At 63.5% G+C, this 11,985-nt stretch carries 11 protein-coding genes and 1 pseudogene; 5 read left to right on the forward strand and 7 right to left on the reverse strand.

All coding sequences use genetic code 11. From position 1 onward, the window contains the following. Positions 1–37: 37 nt before the first annotated feature. A complete protein-coding gene (locus tag QNA08_RS18675; RefSeq protein WP_283742241.1) occupies positions 38–334 on the reverse strand; it encodes a helix-turn-helix transcriptional regulator in 297 nt (98 codons plus the stop codon). A 311-nt stretch (positions 335–645) separates the two neighbouring features. Between QNA08_RS18675 and QNA08_RS18680 the strand changes: the two genes are divergently transcribed. Further along, positions 646–1,835, forward strand: a protein-coding gene (locus QNA08_RS18680; RefSeq protein ID WP_283742242.1) for an IS3 family transposase whose coding sequence is annotated in 2 segments (ribosomal slippage) — positions 646–892 and positions 892–1,835 — 1,191 coding nt in all. Because the reading frame shifts where the segments join, the coding sequence is not laid out codon by codon here. 65 nt (positions 1,836–1,900) lie between these two features. On the opposite strand, the gene QNA08_RS18685 is transcribed toward QNA08_RS18680, so the two are convergent. From QNA08_RS18685 to QNA08_RS18710, 6 genes are all read right to left on the reverse strand, one after another. Further along, positions 1,901–2,272 carry an ArsR/SmtB family transcription factor gene (locus QNA08_RS18685; protein WP_283742243.1) on the reverse strand — a complete coding sequence of 124 codons (372 nt, stop codon included), beginning with the start codon at positions 2,270–2,272 and terminating at the stop codon, positions 1,901–1,903. 227 nt (positions 2,273–2,499) lie between these two features. After that, positions 2,500–3,291: a sulfite exporter TauE/SafE family protein gene (locus QNA08_RS18690; protein WP_283742244.1), complete on the reverse strand. Its 792-nt coding sequence runs from the start codon at positions 3,289–3,291 to the stop codon at positions 2,500–2,502. Continuing rightward, complete coding sequence (gene modC / locus QNA08_RS18695; protein ID WP_283742245.1) at positions 3,288–4,397, reverse strand: molybdenum ABC transporter ATP-binding protein; 1,110 nt, start codon at positions 4,395–4,397, stop codon at positions 3,288–3,290. Before modC ends, QNA08_RS18690 begins: the two co-directional genes overlap by 4 nt. Then, complete coding sequence (gene modB / locus QNA08_RS18700; RefSeq protein ID WP_283742246.1) at positions 4,397–5,065, reverse strand: molybdate ABC transporter permease subunit; 669 nt, start codon at positions 5,063–5,065, stop codon at positions 4,397–4,399. The genes modC and modB overlap by 1 nt, the downstream gene beginning before the upstream one ends. 3 nt (positions 5,066–5,068) lie before the next feature. Beyond that, positions 5,069–5,896 carry a molybdate ABC transporter substrate-binding protein gene (gene modA / locus QNA08_RS18705; RefSeq protein WP_283742247.1) on the reverse strand — a complete coding sequence of 276 codons (828 nt, stop codon included), beginning with the start codon at positions 5,894–5,896 and terminating at the stop codon, positions 5,069–5,071. 77 nt (positions 5,897–5,973) lie between these two features. After that, positions 5,974–6,345, reverse strand: a complete 372-nt coding sequence (locus tag QNA08_RS18710) for a winged helix-turn-helix domain-containing protein (protein WP_283742248.1) — start codon at positions 6,343–6,345, stop codon at positions 5,974–5,976. A 512-nt stretch (positions 6,346–6,857) separates the two neighbouring features. Between QNA08_RS18710 and QNA08_RS18715 the strand changes: the two genes are divergently transcribed. The 4 genes and pseudogenes from QNA08_RS18715 to QNA08_RS18730 form a co-directional block, all read left to right on the forward strand. Next, positions 6,858–7,109 (forward strand): helix-turn-helix domain-containing protein, encoded by a 252-nt coding sequence (locus QNA08_RS18715; protein ID WP_283742249.1) that lies wholly within the window; start codon positions 6,858–6,860, stop codon positions 7,107–7,109. Continuing rightward, on the forward strand, positions 7,109–8,416 hold the full coding sequence (locus tag QNA08_RS18720) for a type II toxin-antitoxin system HipA family toxin (RefSeq protein WP_283742250.1): 1,308 nt from the start codon (positions 7,109–7,111) through the stop codon (positions 8,414–8,416). Before QNA08_RS18715 ends, QNA08_RS18720 begins: the two co-directional genes overlap by 1 nt. A gap of 475 nt (positions 8,417–8,891) precedes the next feature. Further along, a complete protein-coding gene (locus QNA08_RS18725) occupies positions 8,892–10,286 on the forward strand; it encodes a Fic family protein (RefSeq protein ID WP_283742251.1) in 1,395 nt (464 codons plus the stop codon). Positions 10,287–10,981: 695 nt separating this feature from the next. Further along, positions 10,982–11,985: pseudogene (locus QNA08_RS18730) on the forward strand (tyrosine-type recombinase/integrase); the annotation flags it as partial.

Consider the following 11,985-nt stretch of genomic DNA (forward strand, 5'->3'; position numbering starts at 1 on the left):
GATGCGTGGGTGGCGGGCGAGAAATACGTGCCGGTTCTCATCCCGCCTTCGATGCCGCTTCTCGCGCCTGATCCCGCCCTCTGACCGGGCGGGCACGACGCTTGCGGACATCGGGATGCTGTGCGCGTCGCACCGGTGACGCTCGCCGCGCGGCCAGCCAGGCCTCGACTTCGGCCAGATCCCACACCACGCATCGAGGTGAGAGAGCGAAACGACGCGGGAACTCGCCGCGCTGCTCCATCTCATAGATCGTGCTGTCGGCAAGGGGCACCATTTCACGCAACTGGTGCCGGCGGATGGTCCGCTTGATTGATGTGCCGTTCTCGCGGGTCATTCGGCATCTCCTTGGCTGTTGTACGGGGGAAATGAGCGCAATAGGCTTCGAAAGGACAAGGTAAAAGTTCGGAAGTTGGATAGTGGGATACTGTGGCGTGCAGATAGAAATCATGGTGTAGTCACTCTTCGCGCTCCGAAGGCTGAGGTCGGAGTTCGAGTCTCGCAGGCAGCGCCACTTCGTTATAGATTTGCGAACGGAGGCAGCCGCCGATTCTACGCCAGCCGCGGCACCGGTCAGTTTGGTTGTGACGTTGCCCCTGCGCCTGTTCCGGTTTGAAGTTGGATCTGGCCCTGCTGAGAGGACCAGACATGAAGCGCACACGGTTTTCAGATGAGCAGATCATCGCCATCCTGAAGGAACACGAGGCCGGCATTCCGGTGGCGGAGCTCTGCCGGAAGCACGGCGTCAGTGACGGCAGCATCTACAAGTGGAAGGCGCGGTTTGGCGGCATGGAGGTGTCCGAGGCCAAACGGCTGCGGGCCCTCGAGGATGAGAACAGTCGCCTGAAGCGGATGCTGGCCGACGCAATGCTCGACAATGCAGCTCTCAAGGATCTCTTGGGAAAGAGGTGGTGCCGCCCGCCACGAGGCGACAAGCCGTTCGCCATCTCATGCAGCAGCACGGGATGAGCGAACGTCGGGCGTGTAAAGCCGCCGGCTTCAGCCGCATGAGCATGCGTTACCAGGCGCAGCGCCGGGACGATGGCGTCCTGCGCACACGGATGAAGGAACTGGCCCATGAACGCCGGCGCTTTGGCTACCGGCGTTTGCATGTGCTGCTGCGTCGTGAAGGCTTTGCGGTCAACCACAAGCGGCTCTTCCGGATATACAGGGAAGAGCGGCTCGGGGTGCGCCGTCGGGGCGGCCGCAAGCGCGCCATCGGAACACGGGCGCCAATTCAGCCGCCGCTGTCGCCAAACGAGCGGTGGTCGCTGGACTTCGTGTCCGACCGGTCGATGGATGGCAGGCGGTTCCGCGTGCTGACAGTCGTGGACGACTGCACCCGCGAGTGCCTTGCGCTTGTAGCGGATACGCCCCTCTCGGGGGCGAGGGTCGCGCGTGAACCGGATGCCCTGATTGTCGCCCGAGGCAAGCCAGCCATGATTGTCAGCGACAATGGCAGCGAATTCACGTCGAACGCCATTCTGACGTGGGCAGACAGGTCGAGGGTGCGCTGGCACTATATCGCGCCGGGCAAGCCCATGCAGAATGCGTTCATCGAGAGCTTCAATGGGCGCCTGAGAGACGAGTTCCTGAATGAGAGGCTGTTCTACACGCTGAGCCAGGCGCGCTCCCAACTGGCCAGATGGCGAACCGATTATAACGGCTCTCGCCCACATTCTGCACTGGCGTGGCAGACGCCAGCCGCCTTTTCGGCCACGTTTGCGCAGCGGCGGGATCTGCCGTTGCGCCAGGTCGCGGGCTCCACGACAGATCCCGCCTCAACCACCCGTTCAAAGGCAGCCCACAACCGTCAGGTCGAACTCAGGGCTGGATAGAACCTGGGGGCAACGTCAAGCGAGCCGAATTGCCGGTGCAGAGAAATAGGACATTGTAGACGCGGTCAGTCATGCGCGGCCTCCGTGGCGGCGATCTTTTGTGGTGGGCAGCAGGGAGAGAGATCGGCGATCAGCGGCGCGCAGATCTCAGGCCGGCCGCCGCAGCAATCCTTGACCAGGAATCCAGCGAGGGCGCGGACGGCGTCAAGTTTTGCCCGGTAGATGATCGACCGGCTCTGGCGCTCGGCCTCGATCAGCCCGGCGCGGGTCAGGATCGCCAGGTGCGTCGACATCGTGTTGTGCGGCACGTCCATCTGCCGCGCGACCTCGCCCGCGGGCAGCCCGTCAGGCTCGTGCTCCATCAGCAGCCGGAACACATCGAGGCGCGTTGGCTGGGCGAGCGCCGCAAAGGCAGAAATAGCTTGCTCTGAGTCCATATGTCGAGACTAATCGACATTTTGGCGTGTGACAAGTCAGCTTTCTGCCAACCCGTTTGGACATTCGGCACGATGCATCGCCCACGGGGTCGTAGTGCAGACTAAGGAAAGTAGCGGCGCGGTGAGGGCGATCTCGCCATTGCGATCCTGTTCGGTAGTTGTCAGTTGTCGGCTCATGCATGAGCTGAAAGAGCGCATGGCAGGCTTGTCTTCCTTGCCACCTGATATCAGCTGTGCCGCCAGATTCTGGCAGCCGAGACCAGCAGGATCGCGGCAAGCGCGGGGAGCAGGATCGTGCTCGGTACGATCCCGAGTAGCTTGCCGCCGACGAACGATCCGGCGATCGAGCCCGCCGCCATGACGAGAACGAAGCGGCGATTGCGGCCGAGCACCGCGAAGCTGTCGTCGCGGCTGTAGCGGGTGAAGCCTACGATCATGGTCGGCAGGCTGACCGCCAGCGACAGGCTGCCGGCGAGCTTGATGTCGGCGCCGAACAGGAGAATGAGCGTCGGGATCAGCAGTTCGCCGCCCGCGACGCCGAGCAGGGAAGCGACCACGCCGATGACCAATCCCGCGGTAATTCCCGCGATGGCCTGCACGACCCCGCTCATCAGCGGGATGCCGGACCCGTGCGTGTCATGTCCAAACAGCAGCACGGCCGCGATGCCGACAAGCAGCAGCGCGATGACGCGATAGAGTGAGGGGGATTCCATCCGAGTGGCCCAGCCCGCCCCGAGCCAGGCGCCGAGCAGGCTGCCGGCAAGAAGATTGACGATGATGGACCAGTGATCGGCGATGGCGCCGAAGGACACCGTGCCGGCTCGGAACGGCAGGGCTGACGCCACGACCACGAGGCTCATCGCCTTGTTAAGGATGATCGCCTCGAGGGCGGCGAAGCGGAAAAGACCGATGAGCACCGGCAGGCGGAACTCCGCCCCGCCGAGGCCGATCAGGCCACCGAGCGTTCCGATGATCGCGCCCCAGCCGAAAGCCATCGCAGGGCGGACATCGTGCGTCATTGCGCTGCCTTGCTGCGCACAGGGGCGAAGGCGACATGATCGCGGGCGACCGACATCGACTTGACGATGGCATGGACCGCATCGCCCGGCTGGAGGCGTAACTGATCGGCGGCGCGGCGGGTGATGCGGGCGAGGATCTCCTCATCGCCCACCCGGACATGGACGATCACGCCCGGCCCGGTGCCGGGAACGATGCCAGCGACTTTCCCGGCGAGGATATTCTGTGCCGACAGGCCCTCGGGCCGCGACCGCGCGAGGATGACGTCATGCGCCATGATCCGCACACGCACCCGCGTGCCAGGCAGCCCGTCGACGGCGGGCAGGATCAGCGGACCCGCGGCGGCATCGAGCCGGGTCAGCCCGTCGTCTCCGTGCTCGACAATAATCGCCGGCAGCATCGCTGCGATCTCGCGGATGCCCATGGCGCGCAAGGCGTCGGGATCGGCCATCACCTCGGCCGTGGAGCCTTCGCGCACCACGCACCCTTTCTCGATCACTGCCATCCGGTCGGCCAGCAACTGGGCCTCGTTCACGTCGTGGGTGACGAGCACCACGGGCATCTTGAGGTGCGCACGCAGGGCGACGATCTCATCGTAGAGCCGCTCGCGCGTGGCGCGGTCCACGGCAGAGAAGGGTTCGTCGAGCAGGAGTGCCTGCGGGCGACGGGCCAGTGCGCGCGCCACCGCGACGCGCTGCTGCTGGCCACCCGAGAGCTGAGCGGGCTTGCGGTCCGCGAGGCCCGGCAGATTCACCAGCGCCAGCAGGCGCTCGGCCTCGGCTCGCGCATTTCGCACCCCCCGGTCCATCGCCGCGATCACGTTCTGCGCCGCCGTCATGTGCGGGAACAGCGCATAGTTCTGGAACACGACACCGACATGGCGCCGGTGCGGCGGCAGGTTCACACCGGCGGCGGTGTCAAGCCACACTTCGCCGTCCACTGCGACCCGCGCCGCTTCCGGCCGCCAGAGCCCTGCGATCGTGCGCAACAACGTCGTCTTGCCCGAACCGGAGTGGCCGACCAGCGCGAGTAGCTCGCCGGGCGCCGCGCGGAACGATGCCTCAAGCGGGATGGGCGCTTGCGCCCGGGCCATCACTTCCAGCGCCATCAGGACAATCTCCGTCCTACGCGCGCCGAAAGCATGTAGGTCGCCGCGATGGTGAAGAGCGAGATCGCCACCAGCGTTGCCGACATGATGCCGGCGCCGGCCATGTCGAAGCCCTGCACACGGTCATAGATCGCGATCGCGATCGTCTTCGTCTCGCCGGGGATCGAGCCGCCCATCATCAGGATGATGCCGAACTCGCCCAGCGTATGGGCGAAGGTCAGGACCATGGCCGTCAGCACGCCTGGCCAAGCCAGCGGCAGCTCGACCCGCCAGAGGCTTCGCATCGGGGACATGCCAGAGCAGGAGGCTGCCTCGCGCACTTCGACGGGAATGGCCTCGAAGCCACGCTGTGCCGGCTGGATGGCGAAGGACAGGTTGAAAATCACCGAGGCGACGAGAAGCCCTTCGAATGTGAAGACCAGTTGGTGGCCGAAGGTCACCTGCCAGAAGGCGCCGATCGGCGAATTTCGCCCGAAGGCCAGGAGCAGGTAGAAGCCGAAGACCGTCGGCGGCAGCACCAGCGGCAGCATGACAACAGCCTCGACCAGCCCCTTGCCCCGGAACTGCCGGTAGGCCAGCCAGCGCCCGGCCAGGACGGACACCGGCAACAGGATCGCCACCGTCCATCCGGCCAGCCGCAGTGACAGGAACAGGGCGATCCAGTCCAACGATCAACCCTCGTCCGGCAGCACGAAGCCGAAGGATTTCATGATCCGGCGCGCCTTCGGTGTCTTCATGTAGGCATAGAATTGCTCGGCGACGGGACCGGCGTTTTTCAGGAGCGCCATGCGCTGCAGCAGCGGCTCGTGCCAGTCACGGGGGACCAGCGCGAATTCGCCCTGAGAGCGCACCTCAGGCGCAAGCGCCAGCGAATAGGCGATGATCCCGCCCTGTGCATTGCCAGAGAGCGCAAACTGCGCAGCCTGGCTCACATTCTCGCCCAACACCAGATGCGGTTTCACCTTCTCCCATAGCCTGCGATGCTTGAGCGCCTCCTCGGCGCGAAGTCCGTAGGGCGCGTGCTCTGGGTTGGCGATGGCAAAACGCGTGATCCTGCCTGCCTCCAGCATGGCTGCCAGGTTGTTCAGCGCCTCGTCGGCCTTCAGCACCGAGCCGTGCGGCACCATCAGCACGATCCGGCCTTCGGCATAGAGGTCGCCCGCGTCTCTGGTGAAGCCGTCCCTGTGAAGATCGGCGATGAACTTCTCGTCCGCGGCCATGAACATCTGGAACGGCGCGCCCTGGCGGATCTGGGCCGCGAAATTGCCTGTCGAGCCGAGCGAGAGCTTCACCTCCTTGCCGGTATCGGCTTTGAAGGCCGCGGCAATCTCGGTCACGGCGAACTTCAGGTCGGCAGCGGCGGCGATGACCGGCACGTCCGTCGGCTGGGCTTCTGCGCCCGTCATCTGGAGCGCGCTCAGCGCGATCCCGGCCCCTAGAGCCAGCGTAAGAAAAACACGTCGGATCGCGAGCGAAGGCAGTAGCGAGTTGACTTTCATTGACCGAGCCTCCCCGATGTAGCCATATGACTATATCGGAGGACATCGCAGCCTGCCAAGACCGCAGCCTGGAAAACTCAGCCTTCCGGAGGTTCGTCGACGACGAGAGCCGCAAACCTGTCCAGGTCGCGCGCCGCCGCTTTGGCGGCTTGGTTCTCGATCGACCGGTATAGCTCCAGTACCTTCTCGCCCATGGTCGTGAGCTGCGCGCCGCCGCGTGCACTGCCGCCCTTGCTGGCCACGACCAGCGGCTCGCGGAAGCATCGGTTCATGGTGTCGATCAGGTACCACGCCTTCTTGTAGCTCATGCCCATCGAGCGTCCCGCGGCCGAGATCGAGCCGGTCTCGGCGATGGCCGCCAAAAGATCGGCTTTGCCGGGACCGATGGCGATCGACCGACCCAAGACAAGCCGGAAGCGCAGACGTGGTTGGGGTGATTCACTTGCCATATAGCTCCAACCTTAGCTCGTCCGTGCTGGCTGACGAAGCCTGCTTGGATGGCGGAGGAGCGGCAGGTCATTTTCGACTGCCCGATTGGGCCGCAACGCGCTTTCCCATATTGGCCCGCGGCCTGGTCGCGGAGCGGTGGATCCGAACCGGCAATTCGAGCGCATGTGATGCAGAGCCGCTGCGCTCAGCCTTAAAAGGTCGGGCCCAGTTGTAAGTTCGCTGTCGCTCCATAGGCGCAGTACGCTCGGCCCGTTATGCGTTCGGCGTGTCTGTGACCGAAATCAGGACCGCCGCGTCAACCAGCGAGACACAAGGACCACCCATGCCCCCGGTCGGGATAGCTGGTGCCAGTCGAGACCGTTGGTCAAGAGAACGTTCTTCGCGTCCGCTCTCGGGCGTGCCGGGTAGCCGAAAGCCTGTCGCATGCTATTCATCGAGATTGCCGCATAATCCGACTATATTAGCCAATCCCGATATTGACAGATTATCGGAATTGGACCATAAGTGTCCCATGGCAGACGTGGCACGCAATCCCAAGCAGATCGGCAACCTGATCCGCCGGGCGCGCAAGCACCGGAAGTGGAGCCAGACGCAGCTCGGCGAGAGGGCCGGCCTTCGCCAGGAGACGATCTCGCTCATCGAGGCCGGCAACGCGGCCACCAGGGTTGATACCATTCTTGCCGTGCTCGCGGCGCTCGATCTTGAGTTCCGGATCGGGCCGCGATCGAAGGGGCAGGCGGCGGCGATCGAGGACATGTTCTGATGCCGCGGCGCCGCCAGCATGCGCCGCTGCGCGTCTATCTCAACAACCGTCTCGTCGGCCATTTTCTCAAGGAGCCGGGCGGCGCGGTCAGCTTCCGCTATGACGACAGCTGGCTCGGCTGGGAGAACGCCATCCCGGTCTCTCTTTCGTTGCCGCTGCGTGAAGATGCGTATCGTGGTGCTCCAGTCAGCGCGGTCTTCGAGAATCTTCTGCCCGACTCCGAGACACTGCGCCGGCGTGTCGCGGAAAGGGTCGGTGCGGCCGGGGCCGATGCCTACAGCCTGCTCGCGGCCATCGGCCGGGATTGCGTCGGCGCGCTCCAGTTTCTTGCCGATGAAGCCGACGAGCGTGCTGGCGCGATCGAGGGCGATCCTGTCGATGAGGCGGCCATCGAAAAGCTGCTGCGGAGCCTCGGGCAGGCACCACTTGGCTTGAGCCGCGACGATGACTTCCGCATCTCCATCGCCGGCGCGCAGGAGAAGACCGCGCTGCTCTGGGACGGTCGGCGCTGGCGCAAGCCCGTCGGCACAACACCGACGACCCACATCTTGAAGCCTCAGATCGGTGAGCTGCCCAACGGCATCGATTTGTCGAACAGCGTCGAGAACGAATTCTGTTGCTTGAAGCTGCTCAAGGCTTTCGGGCTTCCGGTCAACGAGGCCGTCATCAAGACGTTCGGCAAAACCACGGCGCTCGTGATTGAGCGCTTCGACCGGCGCTGGACCCGCGACGGACGCTTGTTGCGCGTGCCGCAGGAGGACTGCTGCCAGGCTCTGTCGGTTCCGCCCGGCAGGAAGTACCAGAGCGATGGGGGCCCCGGACTCGTGCAGATCCTCAATCTCCTCGAGGGCAGCGATACGCCGGAAGGAGATCGAAGGACCGTGCTGAAGGCTCAGATCCTGTTCTGGCTCATCGGCGCGACCGACGGGCATGCCAAGAACTTCAGTGTCTTCCTGGGGCCGGGCGGCACCTACCGGCTGACGCCACTCTATGACATCCTCTCGGCGCAGCCGAGCCTCGACGCTCGCCAGATCGAGCGCAAGCAGATGAAGCTCGCGATGGCCGTGGGCGCCAAGAACCACTACAGAATTGACGGAATTCAGACCCGGCATTTCTTCGAGACGGGGAGAGCGGCCGGTCTTTCGAAGGCGACGGTTCAAGCCCTGATCGATGAAATCCGTGCCGCGGCCGGCGATGTCATGGACCGTCTGGCGGACGAACTGCCGCCCCGGTTTCCTAAGTCAATCCATGTGTCCGTCAGAAGGGCTGTGACCGCGCGCCTCCGGATTCTTTCAGCAGGTGTGTGATACGCGAGCAATCGGCTCGGTCCATTTGCGCAGTGAAGAATCTGAGGTCGCGGGGGCCACCGCTTTCCGCTTGGATGTCGCGCAGGTCACGTGTGAGTACCGAGGTCAGATAGGATCGGATCCAGTCCTGTCACCGTCGCGGCCGTGTCGGCCGAGGCTTCTCGTACTCGGTGCTCTATAAAGCGCTTGTACAAAGGACCCTTCTACGGTCGCATGGGCCGCACGCGGCTCAGCGGGGCCAAGATTCTGTGCGGTTCATGCGCAGAGGGAAGGTCAGGGAGGAACCGCCTGTTGCGGACCGGTGAGGTCGCCAATTTAAAGATCGGCGCCAACCCTATCCCTTCTACACGCAGGAAAGGGCTTTATGCGCAATTATGTTTGCGCGTAGGGCCGGATGGTTGCGCGTATCATTGAAAATTGCGCATATCCAGGCTAAATTGCGCATACAGACGCATGCCCAAGAAAGAGAGGCGACGTGGTACGGCGCATCCTAGACGAGGAATTGCAGGCGATCGAGGAAGCCGTGCGCCGCCACTCTGGCGGGGCGACGGCGCAGCAGATTGCCGATTCGCTGCAAGAGCCACCACCGCGCCGCACGCTGCAATATCGCCTCAAGTACCTCGCCGATCATCGCCGCCTGGTCATGGAAGGCAAGGGCCGCTGGGCGCGCTACCGGCTGCCGCAAGTCGAGGCAGCGGTCGGCGCGGCTGCCGGGCGCGCCGAGGCGCGGGCGGAAGGCGAAGCCGTCCTGCCGCTCTCGAAGCCCGGCACTGAGATTGAGGCATATGTCCGCAAGCCCCCGGAGGCGCGCAAGCCGGTCGGCTATAACCGCGCGTTCCTCGATGCGTACCGCCCCAATGAAACCTTCTATCTGACGGCGGCGGAGCGCGCGCACCTGCGCGAGGTCGGCACGCCGGCGATCGCCGCGCAGCCCGCCGGCACCTACGCGAAGCAGATACTGAACAGGCTGCTGATCGACCTGTCCTGGAATTCGAGCCGCCTTGAGGGGAACACCTACTCGCTGCTCGACACCAAGCGCCTCATCGATCTTGGCGAGGAGGCGGAAGGGAAGGAGCGCCTCGAGGCGCAGATGATCCTCAACCACAAGGATGCGATCGAATTCCTAGTCGGCACCGCAGAGGAGATTGGCTTCAACCGCTACACCATCCCCAATCTCCACGCGCTGCTCGCAAACAACCTACTCGCGGACCCCGACGCGGCGGGCAGACTCCGCCGCATCAGCGTCGCCATCGAGCGGTCCTCCTTCCATCCGCTCGAAGTGCCGCAGCTCATCGAAGAGTGTTTCGACCAGATCCTCGCGACAGCCGCAGCCATTACCGATCCGTTCGAGCAGGCGTTCTTCGTCATGGTGCAGCTCCCGTATTTGCAGCCGTTCGATGACGTGAACAAACGGGTGTCACGCCTCGCCGCGAACATCCCCCTGATCAAAAGCAATCTCTCGCCGCTCTCCTTCGAGGGCGTGCCGCGCGGCACCTATACCGACGCGGTGCTCGGTGTCTATGAACTCAACAAGACCGAGTTGCTGCGCGACGTGTTTATCTGGGCTTATGAACGTTCCGCCGCGCGCTATGCCGCCGTCAGACAATCGCTCGGCGAACCCGATCCGTTCAGGCTGCGGCATCGGGCGGCGCTGCGTGAAGTGGTCGGCGCGGTCGTTCGCAGGCGGATGGACAAGAAGCAGGCCGCAAAGCACGTCACCACATGGACCAGCGACCACATCGATGCGGCGGAGCGCGAACGCTTTCGCGAGACAGCGGAGAGCGAGCTTCTCGGCCTGCATGAGGGGAATTTCGCGCGCTACCAGATCAGGCCGTCCGAGTTCGCCGCGTGGCGGGAGGTTTGGGTGTAAGTTTCGCTCCTGCCTGAGGGGCAACAGGGCGGTCGAGGAGCGGTTCGCGGCTGCGCTTTGTTCGGCGACGACGATGATCACACCTTCACGCCGTCGAGATGGTACTAAGCGAGAAACTTGGCGTGCGGGCCGATGGCGAATGATTGCTGATCGTGCTAAAGCGATGACGGTATTTCTCACGCTGGCGTGCAACGCCTTGCGTGATTGACGAAGCGAAAAAATCGACCAGTCGTTGTCGATAGTCGCTGAAACCTCGTTGAATCGGAATCGCGCGATTTTCTGTTGAAAATCAGGACCAGAAATTTTTGTCGGTGCGCAGTTCGGATCGCGGTGCGCGATCAAAAAAAGTTGTGCCTGAAATTCAACGCGCTAGCATGACTTAAAATAGATGAGTGGGAATGATTTTTGTCCATCCGTGGGTATCCTGCAGTATCCTGCAATTTCCACATAACATATTGATATGGATAGAAAAACGTCGATTGACGTTCGGCATCTATCGGCCCACGAAGATCGGCGCCGACGGACCGCCTGACGGTGCACGATACCGTTGCTAAGTCCGACTCCTGCCGCTACCGTCACCGTCCAGATGGCCGCTGACGGCATTTTTCGACATAAGTAATTGAAATATCGCACCTTTTGCCGGATCGGCGGCCCAAAAGTGGCTGACGGTATTGTGTGTCAAGAGGCGTGCGGAGATGCTGACGGACCTAGCGCTTAAGAACCTGAAACCAAAGGAGAAACCGTACAAGGTCACCGACCGTGACGGTATGTGTGTGCTGGTGAGCACGACGGGAACGGTGTCGTTCCGCCTGGACTACCGTCTGAACGGGCGGCGCGAGACCGTCGTGTTGGGGCGGTACGACAAAGCCGGCATCTCGCTGGCGCGAGCGCGGGAACTGTGCATCGACGCGAAGCGCATGATCCGGGAGGGGCGCTAGCCCGTTTTTGAAAGGCAGCGCGCCAAGCGGCGCCTTCTCGAGGCGAAGAGCTTCGACGAGAAATGGCTGACCATGGCGCCGATGGCCGACAGCACGCGGTCCATGCGCCGGGCGATCTTCGAGCGTGAGCTTCTGCCGGCGTGGCGCAAGCGGCTTCTCACGGAGATCACGCCGGAAGATCTGCGGGCACATTGCGGCGCCATCGTCGACCGCGGCGCGCCGGCGACGGCGCTCCACGTCCGCGACATCGTCAAGCAGATCTACGGCTTCGCCATCCTCCACGGCGAGAAGGTGGCCAATCCGGCCGATGAGGTCGGCCCCTCGGCGATCGCTCATTTCACCCCGAGGGACCGCTCGCTGTCGCCGACCGAAATCAGGATCATGCTCAAGCAGCTCGAGAATGTCGCAACGCTGCCGACGATCCGTCTCGGGCTGAAGCTGATCCTGCTGACGATGGTGCGGAAGAGCGAGCTGCAGGACGCGGTGTGGGACGAAATCGATTTCGAGAATGCCGTCTGGACGATCCCGAAGGAGCGGACGAAGCGCTCCAAGGCGCACAACGTCTATCTTTCGCGCCAGGCGCTCGACATTTTCATCGCCCTCAAGACTTGCGCCGGCAATTCGCGGTACGTTCTATCATCGCGCTACGATGCCGATGCGCCAATGTCGCGGGCTACTTTCAACCGTGTCACCTATCTCGTCGTGGAGCAGGCGAAGAAAGTGGGGCTGCCGCTCGAGCCGTTCACCGTCCATGACCTGCG

The sequence above is a fragment of the Chelatococcus albus genome (genome assembly GCF_030067675.1).
GTDB classification, from domain to species: Bacteria; Pseudomonadota; Alphaproteobacteria; order Rhizobiales; family Beijerinckiaceae; genus Chelatococcus_A; species Chelatococcus_A albus.